Annotated in this window: 14 protein-coding genes; 3 read left to right on the top strand and 11 right to left on the bottom strand. The window is 66.9% G+C overall.

Annotation, left to right across the window (positions count from 1 at the left end):
* A partial coding sequence (locus C5F75_RS37030) for a hypothetical protein (protein ID WP_219817247.1) occupies window positions 1–198 on the top strand: 198 nt, incomplete at its 5' end.
* On the opposite strand, the gene phaC is transcribed toward C5F75_RS37030, so the two are convergent.
* The 3 genes from phaC to C5F75_RS09360 all read right to left on the bottom strand — a co-directional run bounded on the left by phaC (window position 177) and on the right by C5F75_RS09360 (window position 4,450).
* A complete protein-coding gene (phaC, locus tag C5F75_RS09370; protein WP_059585323.1) occupies window positions 177–2,039 on the bottom strand; it encodes a class I poly(R)-hydroxyalkanoic acid synthase in 1,863 nt (620 codons plus the stop codon). The genes C5F75_RS37030 and phaC overlap by 22 nt on opposite strands.
* 356 nt (window positions 2,040–2,395) lie before the next feature.
* The gene (gene pgeF, locus C5F75_RS09365; protein ID WP_059585332.1) at window positions 2,396–3,235 is read right to left on the bottom strand and encodes a peptidoglycan editing factor PgeF; all 840 of its coding nucleotides are present in this window, start codon (window positions 3,233–3,235) and stop codon (window positions 2,396–2,398) included.
* Between the two features lie 6 nt (window positions 3,236–3,241).
* Window positions 3,242–4,450, bottom strand: coding sequence for an RluA family pseudouridine synthase (locus C5F75_RS09360; protein WP_059585322.1), 1,209 nt, complete (start codon window positions 4,448–4,450; stop codon window positions 3,242–3,244).
* A gap of 41 nt (window positions 4,451–4,491) precedes the next feature.
* On the opposite strand from C5F75_RS09360, the gene C5F75_RS09355 reads away from it, so the two are divergent.
* Window positions 4,492–5,316 carry an outer membrane protein assembly factor BamD gene (locus C5F75_RS09355; RefSeq protein WP_046545840.1) on the top strand — a complete coding sequence of 275 codons (825 nt, stop codon included), beginning with the start codon at window positions 4,492–4,494 and terminating at the stop codon, window positions 5,314–5,316.
* Between the two features lie 122 nt (window positions 5,317–5,438).
* Here C5F75_RS09355 and C5F75_RS09350 read toward each other — a convergent pair whose 3' ends face one another.
* From C5F75_RS09350 to C5F75_RS09340, 3 genes are all read right to left on the bottom strand, one after another.
* Window positions 5,439–7,688 carry an ATP-dependent DNA helicase gene (locus C5F75_RS09350; protein WP_059585321.1) on the bottom strand — a complete coding sequence of 750 codons (2,250 nt, stop codon included), beginning with the start codon at window positions 7,686–7,688 and terminating at the stop codon, window positions 5,439–5,441.
* A 55-nt stretch (window positions 7,689–7,743) separates the two neighbouring features.
* Entirely contained in the window at window positions 7,744–7,959 is a 216-nt protein-coding gene (locus C5F75_RS09345) for a YdcH family protein (RefSeq protein ID WP_006478692.1), read from the bottom strand.
* A gap of 76 nt (window positions 7,960–8,035) precedes the next feature.
* On the bottom strand, window positions 8,036–8,773 hold the full coding sequence (locus C5F75_RS09340; protein ID WP_104012118.1) for a hypothetical protein: 738 nt from the start codon (window positions 8,771–8,773) through the stop codon (window positions 8,036–8,038).
* Between the two features lie 163 nt (window positions 8,774–8,936).
* Here C5F75_RS09340 and C5F75_RS09335 point away from each other — a divergent pair, with 163 nt between their 5' ends.
* Window positions 8,937–11,261, top strand: a complete 2,325-nt coding sequence (locus C5F75_RS09335) for a Tex family protein (protein WP_104012117.1) — start codon at window positions 8,937–8,939, stop codon at window positions 11,259–11,261.
* 115 nt (window positions 11,262–11,376) lie between these two features.
* Here C5F75_RS09335 and C5F75_RS09330 read toward each other — a convergent pair whose 3' ends face one another.
* The 5 genes from C5F75_RS09330 to C5F75_RS09305 all read right to left on the bottom strand — a co-directional run bounded on the left by C5F75_RS09330 (window position 11,377) and on the right by C5F75_RS09305 (window position 17,086).
* Window positions 11,377–13,293 carry a potassium transporter Kup gene (locus C5F75_RS09330; RefSeq protein ID WP_059585318.1) on the bottom strand — a complete coding sequence of 639 codons (1,917 nt, stop codon included), beginning with the start codon at window positions 13,291–13,293 and terminating at the stop codon, window positions 11,377–11,379.
* Between the two features lie 274 nt (window positions 13,294–13,567).
* Window positions 13,568–14,164 carry a phosphoribosyltransferase gene (locus tag C5F75_RS09320; protein ID WP_059585317.1) on the bottom strand — a complete coding sequence of 199 codons (597 nt, stop codon included), beginning with the start codon at window positions 14,162–14,164 and terminating at the stop codon, window positions 13,568–13,570.
* Window positions 14,165–14,172: 8 nt separating this feature from the next.
* Window positions 14,173–15,519 carry an adenylosuccinate synthase gene (locus C5F75_RS09315; RefSeq protein ID WP_059585316.1) on the bottom strand — a complete coding sequence of 449 codons (1,347 nt, stop codon included), beginning with the start codon at window positions 15,517–15,519 and terminating at the stop codon, window positions 14,173–14,175.
* A gap of 113 nt (window positions 15,520–15,632) precedes the next feature.
* Entirely contained in the window at window positions 15,633–16,781 is a 1,149-nt protein-coding gene (locus tag C5F75_RS09310; protein ID WP_006496416.1) for an ATP phosphoribosyltransferase regulatory subunit, read from the bottom strand.
* A 113-nt stretch (window positions 16,782–16,894) separates the two neighbouring features.
* Complete coding sequence (locus C5F75_RS09305; protein ID WP_006478685.1) at window positions 16,895–17,086, bottom strand: DUF2065 domain-containing protein; 192 nt, start codon at window positions 17,084–17,086, stop codon at window positions 16,895–16,897.
* Between the last annotated feature and the right edge of the window lie 29 nt (window positions 17,087–17,115).

Genomic DNA, 17,115 nt, shown 5'->3' with positions numbered 1-17,115 from the left:
GCCGCCACCTTCGCCAGCGAGCCGCCGAATTTGCCGACCGCGGTCCGCGCGGCCGATACGATCACTACGTCCGTCATTTCCCTTTCCTCCAGGCCCGCACGACACGGCGCATCGTTACCGGCCCTGTTAAAAAAACTGCGGTGCACCGGACAGCGTGCGCCGCTGTCCGGTTTTCGTCAATCGCGCTGCAACACGTAGCGCCCGGGCGCCGGCTCGATCACCGGGAATTGCGCGGAACCGGGCTGGGCCGGCGGCGCGATCTTGCGGCCGCCGTACGCGTCGAGCCACTCGACCCACGTCGGCCACCAGCTTCCCGGCTGCTCGGTCGCCGCGGCGAACCAGTCGTCCGCGGATTCGGGCAGGTCGTCGTTGACCCAGTAGCTGCGCTTCTTCTTCGCCGGCGGGTTGATCACGCCGGCGATGTGCCCCGACGCGCCGAGCACGAACTTCAGCGGGCCCGAGAGGATCGACGTCGATGCGTAGGCCGTCTGCCACGGCACGATGTGATCCTCGCGCGAACCATAGATGAAGGTCGGCACGTCGATCAGCGACAGGTCGACCGATTCCCCGCACACGGTCAGCGCCCCCGGCTCGCGCAGCTTGTTCTCGAGATAGGTATGGCGCAGGTACCACGCGTACATCGGGCCCGGCAGGCTCGTCGAATCGCTGTTCCAGTACAGCAGGTCGAACGGCGCGGGCGTGCGGCCCTTCAGGTAGTTGTCGACGACGTAGTTCCACACGAGATCGTTCGGCCGCAGGAACGAGAACGTGTTCGCGAACTCGACGCCGCGCATCAGCCCCGGTTGCGCGCCGTTCTTGCCGCCGATGGTCTGCTCGCGCATCTGCACGTGCGCCTCGTCGACGAACACGTCGAGGATGCCCGTATCGGTGAAGTCGAGCATCGCGGTGAGCAGCGTCATCGACGCCGCCGGATGTTCGCCGCGTGCGGCCAGCACCGCGAGCGCGGTCGCGAGCATCGTGCCGCCGACGCAGAAGCCCAGCGTGTTGATCTGCTCGCGGCCGCTGATCTGCTGCACCGCGTCGATCGCGGCGAGCAGCCCTTCGTTCATGTAGTCGTCCCACGTCTTGTGCGCGACCGACGCATCCGCGTTGCGCCACGACACGAGAAACACCTGATGGCCGTTCGACAGCGCGTGCGCGACGAGCGAATTCTCGGGCTGCAGATCGAGGATGTAGAACTTGTTGATGCACGGCGGGACGATCAGCAGCGGCCGCTCGAACACCTTGTCCGTCTTCGGCGTGTACTGGATCAACTGGATCAGGTCGTTCTCGTACACGACCGCGCCTTCGGTACACCCGAGGTTCTTGCCGACCACGAACTGCGATTCGTCGGTTTGCGAAATCTTGCCGCGCTGTAGATCGCCGAGCAGGTTCATCATCCCCTGCCGCAGGCTTTCGCCGTGCGTTTCGAGGATCGATTTCTGTGCTTCGGGATTGAGTGCGAGGAAGTTGCTCGGCGCGGCGGCGGCCGTCCACTGCTGGACCGTGAAACGGATGCGCTCGCGCGTCTTCGGATCGGTCTGCAACGCGTCGGCCAGCTCCTGCAGGTAACGCGCGTTGAGCAGATACCAGGCGGCCGCAAACGCATGCGCGGGCGACGCCTTCCACGCGTCGCCGCTGAAGCGGCGGTCTTTCAACTCCGGCGACTCGAGCTTCGCGGCGCTCGCCTGCTGCATCAGCGTCATGCAATCGCGCGCGTAGTCGGCCTGCAATGCCTGGAGCCGTTCGGGCGGAATCGCGGCAACCGGCAGTTTCAGCCCCGCGAACGGCGACGCCATCGCGCCGAGGTCGGGCATCGACGGCATCTGGAACGGAAACGACGTCGGGAACTGGAATGTCGCGAACGGATTGACGGAGGCCGACGCCGTCGCGGCGCGCGCCGGATCCGCAAAACCACGCCACGCGTTCAACCACGACTCGAACATCTGCTGCATCGGCTGGGCAGCCGGATCGAAACCGGTGCTGCCCGCGGAAGTGCCCGCATGCGCGGACGTCGACGAATTTTTCGATGCTGTCATTACCTGCCTTACCGGTGATTCGTGAGCGTCAATCGTGAAATCCTGCTCGCGCGCGGCGTGCCGGCTGCGAGCCGGGCCGTCATGCTCTGGAGAGGCGTCTCCAGATTCTGCCGCAGTGCGGTATTTTTATCATTATCGTTTTCCCCATGTGATGCGCGATCAAACCACTGAACATTTCTGCCCGGAGATAATCCTCGCACAACAGACGGGACAAGGGTTCCGACAAAACATAAAACATTTTTTCTGGCTTGACGTCGGGATTTTTCATTCAGTCGCGCATGCAACGCCGCATTGCCGCCTCAATATCGAGATAAAGCGATTTCGCGGCGCAACAAAACCCGCGCATGCGCATGCGATCAATCGGCGAGCCAGATTGCCGCGGCCATGCGGCCCGTCACGCGGTCGCGTCGATACGAATAGAAGCGCGTGCGTTCGGCGACCGTGCAAGCCGTCCCGCCGCTCACGTGCGCCACTCCCGCACGCGCGAGTCGCAGGCGCGCGAGCGCGTAGAGATCGGCGAGAAACTTGCCGGGCGCGCCGTCGATCGCGACGAACGCATGACGGGTTTCATCATGCTCCGACTGCGGAGCCGTGTCGAGAAACGCATCGCGCACGTCGGCGCCGACCTCGAACGCCTGCGGGCCGATCGCCGGCCCGAGATAGGCATGCAGCGTGTCCGCCGCGCCGCCCGCGAGCGCCGCGACGCGCGCCGCGGTCTGCTCGACGATGCCGGCCGCGAGCCCGCGCCAGCCCGCATGCGCGGCGCCGACCGCGCGGCCCTGCGCGTCGCACAGCAGCACGGGCAGGCAATCGGCCACCATCACGACGCAGACGGCGCCTGGCTGGGCCGTGACGCTCGCGTCGGCCTGCACCGGCGCCGTGGCGGCAGGCGCCGCGGCGATCACCGCGTCCGCCTGCACGATCTGCGCGCCGTGAACCTGTTCGAGCCATGCGGCGCTCGACTGGCCCGCGAGCGCGAGCACGCGCGCGCGATTGACGGCGACATGGTCCGGATCGTCGCCGGTATGCAGGCCGAGATTCATCCCGCCCGGCAGCGCGGCGCCGTCCTGCCAGCGCCCGTACGGACCTTCGCTCACACCGCCGTTGCGCGTCGTGATCAGCGCACGCACGCGCGGCGACACCTGCCAGTCGGGCTGCACGCAGTCCCGCCACGTCAACGGCGCCAGGTTCGTCATCGGCACTCACTCCTCCTCATCGTCCAGATACGGCTCGTCGTCGTGATACTCGCCGCCGAAATCGTCATCGTCGTAGACACCGTCGTCGTCGTCGAATTCCTCGTCGCCCTGCCCGAAGCCGAGCGCCGCGACGAGCGCGTTCATGTCGTCCGGCAGCGGGCAGCGCCACTGCATCGCCTTGCCCGTGACCGGATGCACGAGGCCGAGCCGCCACGCATGCAGCGCCTGCCGTGCGAATCCGTCCGGCAGCGGCGTGACCGAACGCTTGCCGCGCGCATGCCCGTAGACCGGATCGCCGAGCAGCGGGTGCCCGGCGTGCGCGCAATGCACGCGGATCTGGTGCGTGCGGCCGGTCTCGAGATCGCACTGAATCGCCGACACCGGCTGACGTTGCCACAGGCATGTGTCAACCGTGCGGAAATGCGTGCGCGCGGGCTTGCCCGACGCCCCCGTGACGACGGCCATGCGCGTACGCTCGCGCGGGTCGCGGCCGATCGGCGCGTCGATCGTGCCCTCCTCCGGCATCGTGCCCCACACGAGCGCGAAATAGCGGCGCTTCACCGTGCGGGCCTGCAACTGGCGCACGAGGTCCGTCTGCGCGGCCAGCGTGCGTGCGACCACCATCAGGCCGGAAGTTTCCTTGTCGAGCCGGTGGACGATCCCTGCCCGCGGCAGGCCGGCCGCCGCATCACCGTAGCGGTGCAGCAGACCGTTGAGGATCGTGCCGCTCCAGTTGCCGGCGGCCGGATGCACGACGAGGCCGGCCGGCTTGTTGATGACGACGAGCGCGTCATCCTCGTAGATCACGTCGAGCGGCACGGGCTCCGGCGTGAACGCGAGCTGCTCGGGCAGCAGGTCGGGCACGAGCGCGATCTTCGCGCCGAGCGGCACCGGCTGGCGGATCTTCGCCGGCGAGCCGTCGACGAGCACGCGCTGCGCCTCGATCCAGCTCTGCAGGCGGCTGCGCGAGAATTCGGGGAACAGTTGGGCGAGCGCCTTGTCGAGCCGTTCGCCGGCGAGCGACAGCGGCACTTCGACGATGCGCGGCGCGTCGTCGCCCGCCGCGGACGGCACCACGGGCGGCTGCATGGCGTCGCCGGCCAGATCGTCATCGAGGGAATCCCCCGACGCAGCGTCGGCGGGCCGATCGCTTGGGCTATAATCTTCGCGATTTGGTGTGCCCGGCTGGGCATTCTGCGAACTTGAACGGGTCATTTAGACTGGGTCACCGAGACTTGAAGCTAGGACATGCGAGCATGATGAATTCGACCAAACGCACGGCCAGAACCGTCGCCGCCCGGGCTGCGGCGGTAGCGGCCGCGGCCCTCATCGCCGGCTGCCACGGCTTGCCGCAGAAGCAGGACGAGACGGCTACCTGGTCGAACAACAAATTATACTCAGAGGCCCAGGACGCACTGTCCGGCGGCGACTGGGGCAAGTGCGCGAAATATTTCGAATCGCTGCAGGGCCGCGATCCGTTCGGCCATTTCGCGCAGCAGGCGCAGATCAACGTTGCATACTGCAACTGGAAGGACAACGAAGCGGCAGCGGCCGACCAGGCCGTCGATCGCTTCATCCAGCTCCACCCCGATCACCCGGATATCCCGTACGCGTACTACCTGAAGGGGATGATCCACTTCAACGACGATCTCGGCCTGTTCGGGCGCTTCTCCGGCCAGGACATGAGCGAGCGCGATCCGCAGGCGCTGCGCGAATCGTACGATGCGTTCAAGGTGGTCGTCGACCGCTTCCCGAAGAGCAAGTACGCGCCCGACGCGGCCGCGCGGATGCGCTACATCGTCAACGCGCTCGCGTCGCACGAAGTGCATGCGGCCGACTACTACTACCGCCGCGGCGCGTATGTCGCAGCCATCAATCGCGCGCAGCTCGCGATCAAGGACTACAAGGGTGCGCCGGCGATCGAGGATGCGCTGCACATCATGATCCTGTCGTACGGCAAGCTGAACCAGCCGGAACTCGCCGAAGACACCAAGCGCGTGCTTGCGGGCACGTTCCCCGACAGCCCGTACGTGACGGGCCATTCGCGCCCCGGTACGAAGAAGTCGTGGTGGCAGTTCTGAAGCACGGCGCGACGTAACACCCCGGCGCGCACACAAAAAACCCGGCCAACGAGCCGGGTTTTTTATTGGCGCCGCATGCAGGCAGCGCCGGCGCGTTCGCGCGGCCAGCGCCGCGCATGCGGTCACGCGCGCTTGTCCGAGCGGTGCTCGTCGAAGAAATCCTGGACGACCGCGATCTCGCGCGTGCGCTTGAACGGCGGCAGGCTCTGCCAGATCCGGCGCCCGTACGGCTTGTCGACGAGCCGCGTATCGCAGATCATCAGCACGCCGCGATCCGTCTCGGCACGAATCAGCCGGCCCGCGCCCTGCTTCAGCGTGATCACGGCCTGCGGCAATTGATGCACCGCAAACGGGCTCAGCCCCTTCTTCGTCAACGCATCGAGCCGCGCGGCCAGCACCGGATCGTCCGGCGGCGCGAACGGCAGCTTGTCGATCACGACCAGCGACAACGCATCGCCGCGCACGTCCACGCCTTCCCAGAAACTCTGGCTGCCGACCAGGATCGCATTGCCGTAGGCGCGAAAGCGGTCGAGCAGCTCCGTGCGGCTTGCGTCGCCCTGCACGAGCAGCGGCGTGTTCCAGCCGCGCGATTCGATCACGTCCCGCAGCTTCGATGCGATCCGGTCGACCGCGCGCAGCGTCGTGCACAGCATGAACACGCCGCCGCCGGACGCCTCGATCGCCGGCAACGCGGCATCGAACACGGCATCGGTGAACGCGGGCGAAGACGGCTGCGGCAGGTTGCGCGGCACGTACAGCAGCCCCTGCGACTGGTAATCGAACGGGCTGGCGAGCGTCATCGAACGGCGCGAGCTCAGGCCCATCTGCGCCGCGTAGTGCGTGAAATCGCCGCGCACCGACAGCGTGGCCGACGTGAACACCCATGCACGCGGCACGCCCGCACGCTGCTTCGCGAAAATCGGCGCGACCGACAGCGGCGTTTCGTGCAGTTGCACGGTATGCGCGAACACCTCGACCCAGCGCACCTTCTCGTTCGGATCGCCTTCGGATGCCGCGTTGTCGCCGGCGGCTGCCGCATCGGCCTGCGCGGCCGCTTCCGCCGCGCCGGGCGCGACCCAGCCGGCCAGCAGGTCCTGCAGCTCGCGGGCGCGGCGCAGGCACGCACCGAGCGATTCCGCGCGCTCGGCCTGGCTCGCGAGCGCCGATGCGAGCGCATCGAGCGCGACGTCGAGCGCGTCGAGCGCACCGAACATCGGGTGATCGTCGCCCAGTTGCGCGAGCGACATGCGCACGATCTGGTCGTTCGCGAACGCGAGGCGCAAGTCGCGCGCCGCGCGCTCGAGATCACCGCCGAGCTTCACCCACTCGACCGCGTCGCGCGCATGGCTCAGGCCTTCGGCCACGGTGTCGCGCGCGAGCTCGAGAATCTGTGTCGTCGACAGCGTCTCGCCGAAGAACAGCGTCGCCGTCTCCGGCAACTGGTGCGCTTCGTCGAAGATGATCGTGTTCGCGTTCGGCAGCAGTTCGGCCATCCCCGTGTCGCGCAGCATGATGTCCGCGAAGAACAGGTGATGGTTGACGACGACGATGTCGGCCTGCTGGGCCTCGCGCCGCGCCTGCATCACGAAGCATTCCTTGTAGTGCGGGCATTCCTGGCCGAGGCAGTTGTCGCGCGTCGACGTGACCATCGACCACACGGGCGCGTTTTCGGGCACGCTCGCGAGTTCGGCCTTGTCGCCGCTCTTCGTGATTTTCGCGAAGCGGACGATTTCCTGCAGATAGGCCGTGTCCTGCCGCGACGGCAGCCGGCCGTTGTCGGCCGTGCGTTGCAGGTAGTAGTGGCACAGGTAGTTGGCGCGGCCCTTGAGCATCGCGACCGACACCGGCACCGCGAGCGCGTTGCGCACGGTCGGGATGTCGCGCAGGAACAATTGGTCCTGCAGGTGCTTCGTGCCGGTCGACACGATCACCTTGCCGCCCCACAGCATCGCGGGCACCAGATACGCGTAGGTCTTGCCGGTACCCGTGCCGGCCTCGACGATCAGCGTGTTGTCGCCTGCGTCGTGGTCGGATTCTGCGGCCGCGGCGTCGTCCGCGGTCGGCGCGGCCGTCTTGTCGGCCTCGCCCAGGCGGCGCGCCGGCCGCTTGCGGGTTTCGAAGATCTCGGGCTCCGGCATCCGGCGTGCGGATGCCTCCATCGCGGACGCGACCGCCCGCGCCATCTCGATCTGCGACGTACGCGGCCGGTAACCGTCGAGCGCACGCGCCAGCAATCCGCCTTCGCCGAAGATCGTGTCGAGTTCGTCGACGCGCTTGCGGCTCAGCTCGAAAGTGCCTTCGGGCGCACGAGCGCGCCCGGCGGACGTCGTGTCACGCCGGGCATCGGGGGTGGCTTCAAGCGGTGAATTCAAGGCAAGCGTTCCTGTGTCCAGCGCCCGGGCGGCGCCGGCGCTTGCCAGGCCGCGCTCAGGCGCGCTTATCCGGTTCGAGCTGCGATTGCAGCAAAATGATTTTGTCCTTGGCCGCCAGCTTTTCCTTCTTCAGGCGGTGCAGCGTGATGTCGTCGATGTCGGAGTGTCCTTCCTTCAGCTCGATCTCCCGAGCGAGCTGCTGGTGCTGCTCCTGCAATGCAGCCAAACGGTTGTGCAATTCCTGCTGCTGTTCCGTGTGACGGTTTTGCATAGTTGCCTCCTCATCGAAGCAGCGCGACGACTGGCGTGCCGACGCGCCCGAGACTGATCCCGATCAATTCAACACGTTACTGCCCCTGCTGTTGCTGCTGCCTGGCCTTCTCGGCCGCTTCCTGCTGACGCCGCTCGACATCGGCCTTGTGCTGCGCGGCTTCCTTCTGCTTCTGCTCGTAGCGCGCGGCGTTGTCCGCCCGCTCCTGCGCCTTCTGCGCCGCCTGCTGGTGCGCCTGGTCGAGCTTGCGCTGGAAATCCGCCTGCTTCTGGTCGTATGCCTGCTTGCTCGCCGCGCGTTGCGGCCCTTCCGCGCCGCGCTGCGCCTGCTTCAGTGCATTCTGCTCCTGCTTGTCGCGGAATGCAGCCGCGTTCGCCGCGTCGTTCGCCGCCCGCTGCGGCGCTTCCGCCGCGTTCTGCGCCTGCTTCAGCGCCTGCTGCTGGTCGCGCTGCTGCGCCCGCACCGCGCGCTGCTCGTCGTTGAGCGCGAGCTGCTCCTGGCGGATGCTCGCCCGCTCCTCGCGCATCCGGTCGCGCGCCTTGCCGAGACAGTGATTGACGAAGAATTTGCTGTAGCAATCGTGCTCCGCCACCGCATAACGATAATCGTTTTCCGCGGAGCGCTGATTGAGCACTTTTTGACGGGCGTCGAAATCCGGGGCGGCGGAGGCGGCAACGGGCGCGGACGCGGCGGCGTCCGAGGCCTGCGCGAATGCGCCGGAAGACCCGGCAGACAAAGCCGCGGCGAGCGCTGCGCCGAGCGCGACGAGAGAAATACGGGAAGTTGGCAACGTCGTAGGAAAGCTGCGGGACATGTGTCAAATTCTATCACCCCCGGCTGGACGCTCCGCCATTTATGGCAAAATGCCCCGCTCCATTCACCCGCGGCCTTGCCCCGGCGGGCCCGCCGTGCAGTCCGCCGCTGCGGGCCTGCCGGCCCGCGCCGCGATTCCAGCAGGCAGACAGACCATCCACGACATGACGGAAACCGTAGCACTCAAGATCGTACAGCGCATCGCCACCGAACTGTCCGTCCAGCCGCGCCAGGTCGCGGCGGCCGTGCAACTCCTCGACGAAGGCTCGACCGTTCCGTTCATTGCCCGGTACCGCAAGGAAGTGACCGGCAACCTGGACGACACGCAGCTGCGCCAGCTCGAGGAACGCCTCCTGTACCTGCGCGAGCTCGAGGATCGCCGCGCCGCGATCCTGTCGAGCATCGACGAACAGGGCAAGCTGACCGACGAACTGCGCGCCGCGATCGACGCGGCCGACAGCAAGCAGGTGCTCGAAGACCTTTATCTGCCGTACAAGCCGAAGCGCCGCACGCGCGCGCAGATCGCCCGCGAAGCCGGCCTCGAGCCGCTCGCGCACGCGCTGCTCGCGAACCCGCTGCTCGACCCGCAGGCGGAGGCGGCCGCGTACGTCGACGCCGACAAGGGCGTCGCCGACGTGAAGGCCGCGCTCGACGGCGCGCGCGACATCCTGTCCGAACAGTTCGGCGAGACGGCGGAGCTGCTCGGCAAGCTGCGCGACTACCTGCACAACCAGGGCGTGGTGTCGTCGGCCGTCGTCGAGGGCAAGGAAAACGAGGAAGGCGAGAAATTCCGCGACTATTACGACTACGCGGAAACGATCAAGACCGTGCCGTCGCACCGCGCGCTCGCGCTGTTTCGCGGCCGCAACGCCGGCGTGCTGACGATCAAGCTCGGCCTCGGCGAGGAGCTCGACGCGCAGGTGCCGCACCCCGGCGAAGCGATGATCGCGCGCCATTTCGGGATCGCGAACCGGAATCGCCCGGCCGACAAATGGCTGTCCGACGTCTGCCGCTGGTGCTGGCGCGTGAAGGTGCAGCCGCACATCGAAAACGAACTGCTCACGCAGTTGCGCGAAACGGCCGAAACCGAGGCGATCCGCGTGTTCGCCCGCAACCTCAACGACCTGCTGCTGGCCGCGCCGGCCGGCCCGAAGGCGGTGATCGGTCTCGACCCCGGCCTGCGCACGGGCGTGAAGGTCGCCGTGGTCGACCGCACCGGCAAGCTGCTCGCGACCGACACGATCTACCCGCACGAACCGCGCCGCGACTGGGACGGCTCGATCGCGAAACTCGCGCGCATCGCCGCGCAGACGCAGGCCGAACTGATCAGCATCGGCAACGGCACCGCGTCCCGTGAAACCGACAAGCTCGCGAGCGAATTGATCGCGAAGCACCCCGAACTGCGGTTGCAGAAGATCGTCGTGTCGGAAGCCGGCGCGTCGGTCTACTCGGCGTCCGAGCTCGCCGCGAAGGAATTCCCGGAGCTCGACGTGTCGCTGCGCGGCGCCGTGTCGATCGCCCGCCGCCTGCAGGACCCGCTCGCCGAGCTCGTGAAGATCGAGCCGAAGGCGATCGGCGTCGGCCAGTACCAGCACGACGTGAACCAGCGCGAACTCGCCCGCTCGCTCGACGCGGTCGTCGAGGATTGCGTGAACGCGGTCGGCGTCGACGCGAACACGGCGTCCGTCCCGCTGCTCGCCCGCGTGTCGGGCCTGAACGCGACGCTCGCGCGCAACATCGTCGACTACCGCGATGCGAACGGCCCGTTCCCGTCGCGCGAGCACCTGCGCAAGGTGCCGCGCCTGGGCGACAAGACCTTCGAGCAAGCCGCCGGCTTCCTGCGCATCAACGGCGGCGAGAATCCGCTCGACCGCTCGTCGGTGCACCCGGAAGCATATCCGGTCGTCGAACGGATGCTCGCGAAGATCAACAAGCGCATCGACGACGTGCTCGGCAACCGCGAAGCGCTGTCGGGCCTGTCTCCGATGGAATTTGTTGACGAACGTTTCGGCCTGCCGACCGTGCGCGACATCCTGGCCGAACTGGAAAAGCCGGGTCGCGATCCGCGTCCGGAATTCAAGACGGCCACGTTCCGCGAAGGCGTCGAGAAGGTATCGGATCTCGTGCCGGGCATGACGCTCGAAGGCGTCGTGACGAACGTCGCCGCGTTCGGCGCGTTCGTGGATATCGGCGTGCACCAGGACGGCCTCGTGCACGTGTCGGCGATGTCGACGAAGTTCATCAAGGACCCGCACGAAGTCGTGAAGGCCGGCCAGGTCGTCAAGGTGAAGGTGCTCGACGTCGACGTGAAACGCCAGCGCATTGCGCTGACGATGCGCCTCGACGACGACGCGGCAGCGCCCGGCATGTCGTCGCGCGGCGGCCAGGATCGCGGCAACGCGGGGCGCGGTGCCGCCCGCCCGCAGCGTTCCCGCGAGCCGGAACCGGCAGGCGCGATGGCCGCAGCATTCGCGAAGCTCAAGCGCTGAGCGCGCGAAGGCGCCCGAAGCAATAAAAAACCCGCCTTCCGGCGGGTTTTTTATTGCTTCGGCGAAACGCGCAGCCTGGCCGGCATGGGCCGCATGCGCGGCCCCACCGCACCGGTCAGATCTCGATCTTCGTGCCGAGCTCGACGACGCGGTTAGCCGGAATCGAAAAGAAGTCGGTCGGCTTCGCGGCGTTCTGATGCATCCACGCGAACACGCGCTCGCGCCAGATCGACATCCCCGGCAGATGCGTCGGCACGACCGTTTCGCGCGCGAGGAAGAACGACGTATCCATCAACTCGAACGTCATGTCGTGCGAGCGGCCGAATTCCTCGAGCACGGCCTTCACGTCCGGCGTCTCGTTGAAGCCGTACTCGGCCTTGACGATGTACAGCCCGCCGCCGGCATCGCGTGAGCTCAGGCGCTTGTCGTCGCGCACGTAAGGAAAATCGCGCGTGACGAACGTCAGGAAAATGGTTCGCTCGTGCAGCACCTTGTTGTGCTTCAGGTTGTGCAGCAGGCTGACGGGCACGAGCTTGTCGTTGCCGGTCAGGTAGATCGCGGTGCCCGACACCCGATGCGGCGGATGCGCGAGCAGCCCCTGCAGGAACGGCTCCAGCGGAATACCGTCGGCCGCCGTGCGCTCCTTGACGATGTGGCGCCCCTTGTACCAGGTCATCAGCAGGAAGAACAGCAGCGCGCCGATGCCGAGCGGCAGCCAGCCGCCCTGCGCGACCTTCAGCAGGTTCGCGCCGAAAAAGCCGAGGTCGATCGCGAGGAACACGGCGATGATCGCGCCCACCAGCAGCCGGTTCCAGTTCCACACCTTCACCATCACGACGCACGCGAGCACGGTCGTGATCACCATCGTCGCCGTCACCGCGATACCGTACGCAGCCGCGAGATTGTCCGAACTCTTGAAACCGACGACGATACAGAGGATCACGAACAGCAGCAGCCAGTTCACGACCGGCACGTAGATCTGACCGATCGCGAGCTCGGACGTATGCAGCACCTTCATGCGCGGCACGTAACCGAGCTGGATCGCCTGCGACGTCAGCGAATACGCGCCCGAGATCACGGCCTGCGACGCGATCACGGTCGCGACCGTCGACAGCACGACGAGCGGCAGCAGCCCCCATTCGGGCGCCAGCAGGAAGAACGGATTCTCGATCGCTTTCGGATTCTGGATCAGCAGCGCGCCCTGGCCGAAATAGTTCAGCACGAGCGACGGCATCACGAGCCCGTACGCGGCGTAGCGGATCGGCTTGGCACCGAAGTGGCCCATGTCCGCATAGAGCGCTTCCGCGCCGGTCAGCACCAGCACGACCGAGCCGAGCACGACGTAGGCCTGCAGCAGGTGGTCGGCCATGAACGACGCCGCGTAATACGGATTGATTGCCGCGATGATGCCCGGCACGCGAACGATGTGGTACACGCCGAGCGCCGCGATCACGACGAACCACAGCACCATGATCGGGCCGAACAGCTTGCCGACCAGCGCGGTGCCGTGCCGCTGGATCCAGAACAGCGCGATCAGGATCACGATCGTGATCGGCAGCACGAGATGGGACAGGTGCGGCGTCGCGATCTCGAGACCTTCGACGGCCGACATCACGGAGATCGCCGGCGTGATCACCGCGTCCCCGTAGAACATGCACGCGCCGAATATCCCGAGTGCCATCAGCGCGCCCGCGACACGGGTTTTGGAATCGAGCGGCCGCAGCGACAGCGCCATCAGCGCGAGCACGCCGCCTTCGCCGTTGTTGTCGGCGCGCATCACGAACAGCAGGTATTTGACGCCGACCACCAGCACGATGGCCCAGAACAGCAGCGAGATCACGCCGAGAATCGATCCTTCGGTCAGCGGAATCCCGTGTGCGGGGCTGAACGCCTCCTTGAGCGAATACAGCGGGCTGGTGCCGATGTCGCCGAACACGACGCCGATGGCTGCTATCGCTAGCGCCCGCATCGAATGTTGTTGCGTCGAATGCGGCGCGTGTGCGGCGTCGGTCGCGTGAGTCGTGTCGTTCATATGAAGCGTAATAATCGGGTCCGGGTCGGACAAAACGAGCGCTATTCTACTCGCGCCCCCGTGAAACGCCGCCCTGCCGTGTTGCCGTGGAACCACGTGATCCACGCCGCGCATGCAATCCGGCGCCACCTGTGGCAGGGCTGCCATCATAGCCGGGACCGCGCCGCCTGCCTATCGGGGTGCGCAAGACGGGCCGCGCGGCGCAACGCGCGCACCAATAAAAACGGCGCCGCAAGCGGCGCCGTACCAGGCTTTCCTTCGATCGGCCGGCCGCTTACGCGCCCGAACCGTCGCGCTGCGCGCGACCGCGCTTGATCCACGCCTCGAGGTTGTGCGGACGAACCGTGTCCCACTCCTCGAACGGCTGATGAATCCACGGATTCGTCGGCAGGAACTGCGTGTGATAGTCGGGCTTGACCTTCGAGCAACCCTTGTACCAGAGCACGGCCGAACGCACGGCCGTGACCGCCGGATAGCGCTCCTTCAGGTGCTCCTGCACGCGCGCGAGCGTGACGCCCGAATCGACGAGATCGTCGACCAGCAGCACGTTGCCCGCGAGATGGCCGCGCGTCATCGTGATGTACTGCGCGATGTCGAGCTCGCCCTGCTGGGTGCCGGCCGCTTCCCGGTACGAGCTCGTCGCGAGGATCGCGAGCGGCACGTCATAGATGCGCGACAGCTGGTCGCCGACGCGCAGGCCGCCGCGCGCGAGGCACAGGATCTGGTCGAACTTCCAGCCCGACGCATGCACCTGGAGCGCGAGCAGCTCGATCAGACGGTGATACTCGTCCCAGCCTACCCACAGGTTCTTGTCGTCGTTGCGCGGATCGGTCATCAAGTCTGCCGCCGTCATCGTGATTTGCTGCGTCATCTTGGGAATTACACCTTGAACGGATGGCGGAGCAGGATCGTTTCGTCGCGGTCCGGGCCCGTCGACACCATGTCGACCGGCACGCCAGCCACTTCCTGGACGCGGCTCAGGTAAGCCTGCGCGTTGGCCGGCAGCGCGTCCCACGTCTTGATGCCGACGGTGCTTTCCTTCCAGCCGGCGAACGTTTCGTACACCGGTTCGCAGCGCGCGACGTCGACCGCGCCACGCGGCAGAATGTCCACGTCCTTGCCGTCGACCTGGTAGCCGACGCACAGCTTGACTTCATCGAGACCGTCGAGCACGTCGAGCTTCGTCATGCACAGGCCCGACACGCCGTTGATCTGGATCGAGCGGCGCAGCGCCGCTGCGTCTAGCCAGCCGGTGCGGCGCGGACGGCCGGTGACCGAGCCGAATTCCTTGCCGACGTTCGCGAGCGTGACGCCGACCTGGTCCTGACGCTGCGGATTGTCCGCATCGTACAGTTCGCTCGGGAACGGGCCCGAGCCGACGCGCGTACAGTACGCCTTCGTGATGCCGAGGATGTAGTTCAGCTTCTGCGGACCGACGCCGGCGCCGGCCGATGCCGCGCCCGCGACGCAGTTGCTCGACGTGACGAACGGATAGGTGCCGTGGTCGATGTCGAGCAGCGTGCCTTGCGCGCCTTCGAACAGCAGGTTCTGGCCCGCGTTGTTCGCGTCGTACAGGCGGCGCGACACGTCGGCCACCATCGGCTTCAGGCGGTCGGCATAGCCGAGCATCGTGTCGAGCGTGGCCTGGAAGTCGACGGCCGCACCGCCCAAATACTGGGTCAGCACGAAATTGTGGAAATCGAGGTTTTCGCGCAGGCGATCGGCGAAGGTCTTCGCGTCGAACAGGTCCTGCACGCGCAGCGCGCGACGGCCGACCTTGTCTTCGTACGCGGGCCCGATGCCGCGGCCCGTCGTGCCGATCTTGCCCGCGCCCTTGCGCGCTTCGCGCGCCTGGTCGATCGCGATGTGATACGGCAGGATCAGCGTCGTGGCTTCGGAGATGAACAGACGGTCGCGCACGTTCACGCCGGCTTCTTCGAGCTCGCCGATTTCCTTGAACAGTGCTTCGGGGGACAGGACGACGCCGTTGCCGATGTAGCAGGCGACGCCTTCACGCATGATGCCCGACGGAATGAGGCGCAAGATCGTTTTCTTGCCGCCGATGATGAGGGTGTGGCCGGCGTTGTGACCGCCCTGGAAACGCACGACGCCCTGAGCGTGGTCCGTCAGCCAGTCGACGATCTTGCCCTTGCCTTCATCACCCCATTGCGTTCCCACGACGACGACATTGCGCCCGGGAGTCACGTTCACTGCGCTGGCAGACATGTTGATTCGTTAGCTGGTTAAAAACGTATTCTACCTATGTTCGCGGGCGATTCCGAATTTTTCCGTTTCGCTTCAACGATATGCACGCCGAAGCGCGACCCGCGAACGCCTGTTTATCGGGGTTCGACCACCCATGCGCCGTTGCGCTCCACGAGCGAGCGATCGCACGCGAATTCGTCGAGCACGTGGTCGTGGCCCGGGAGCGCCTGGATCACGACCTCGCCCGCATCGCGCAGCGCTGCGACAGCCGCGCCCAGCGCGTCGTCCTGCGCCCATGGCGCAAGGATCGCGGTGCCGCGCGCCTCGACCGGCGAAATCCGCGCGAGCTCGCGCAGGTCGAGCGAGAAGCCGGTTGCCGGACGCGCCCGGCCATAGGCCTGCCCCACGTGGTCGTAACGGCCGCCGCGCGCAATCGCGTTCGGCACGCCGTCAATGTAGGCGCTGAACATCGCGCCACTGTGGTACGCGTAGCCGCGCAGGTCGGCGAGATCGATCGCGACTTCGACGCCCTTCGCCTGAGACGCAAGCTGCGCGAGATCGTCGAGCGCCCGCGTGATTTCAGGCAGCACCGGCAGGCGCGTACGCGCCTCGGCGAGCACGCTCGCGTCACCGTAGAGGTTCGGCAGCGCGCGCAGCGCGGCACGCGTATCGGCGCCGAGATCGTCGGTGAGTTCGTTCAGCAGCGGCACGTCCTTGCCCGACAGCGCGTCGTACAGCGACTCGCCGCGCTCGGCGGCCTGCGCGTCGCGCGCCAGCAGCGCCGCGAGCACGCCCGCGTGACCGAGGTCGAGACGGATGCGCGACAGGCCCGCGAGATGCAGCGCATCGAGCATCAGTTGCTGGATCTCGAGATCGGCTTCCAGCCCGGCGTGCCCGTAGATTTCGGCGCCGATCTGGATCTGCTCGCGCGTCGCGTGCAGGCCGCGCGGACGCGTATGCATCACGTGGCCCGCGTAGCAGAGGCGCGTCACGCCCTGCCGGTTCAACAGGTGCGCGTCGATCCGCGCGACCTGCGGCGTGATGTCCGCGCGCAGGCCGAGCGTACGGCCCGACAGCTGGTCGACCAGCTTGAAGGTTCGCAGGCGCAGATCGGCGCCGCCGCTCGTCAGCAGCGACTCGAGATACTCGAGCAGCGGCGGCATCACCATTTCGTAGCCGTACGAACGGAAGCGATCGAGCAGCCTGCGGCGCAGCTCCTCGATCTTGCGCGCTTCCGACGGCAGCACGTCGGCGATATTCTCGGGAAGTAACCAGGTCGACATCGGTACGGTCCTACGACGGGAAACGGCGCGCGACACGCGCGCCGCGAGTTGAATCGGAACTTCGAAATCGGGCGGAACGAACGGCGGATGCGCCGTCCGGATCGGAGCGCCGGTCAGGTCGCGAGCAGCAGCAGCACGAGCCCGAGCACCATCACGATCAGCCCGCCGATCCGGATATGATGCGGCGGCCGCTCAGCTATTCTACGAAACGTGTCGCGCCAGGCGACGGGAAACACGAAAGGGAACGCCCCCTCGATGATCAGCATCAGCGCTACCGCGAGCAACAACGAGCCAGCCAGGTCCATGCGAGCGACGGCGCCGCTCGACGCGGCGC

Origin of the sequence: Burkholderia anthinoferrum (assembly GCF_002925705.1) — a bacterium.
Classification (GTDB): domain Bacteria; phylum Pseudomonadota; class Gammaproteobacteria; order Burkholderiales; family Burkholderiaceae; genus Burkholderia; species Burkholderia semiarida.
The sequence above is the reverse complement of the archived record's forward strand: the minus strand, read 5'-3'. Positions and strand labels throughout refer to the sequence as shown.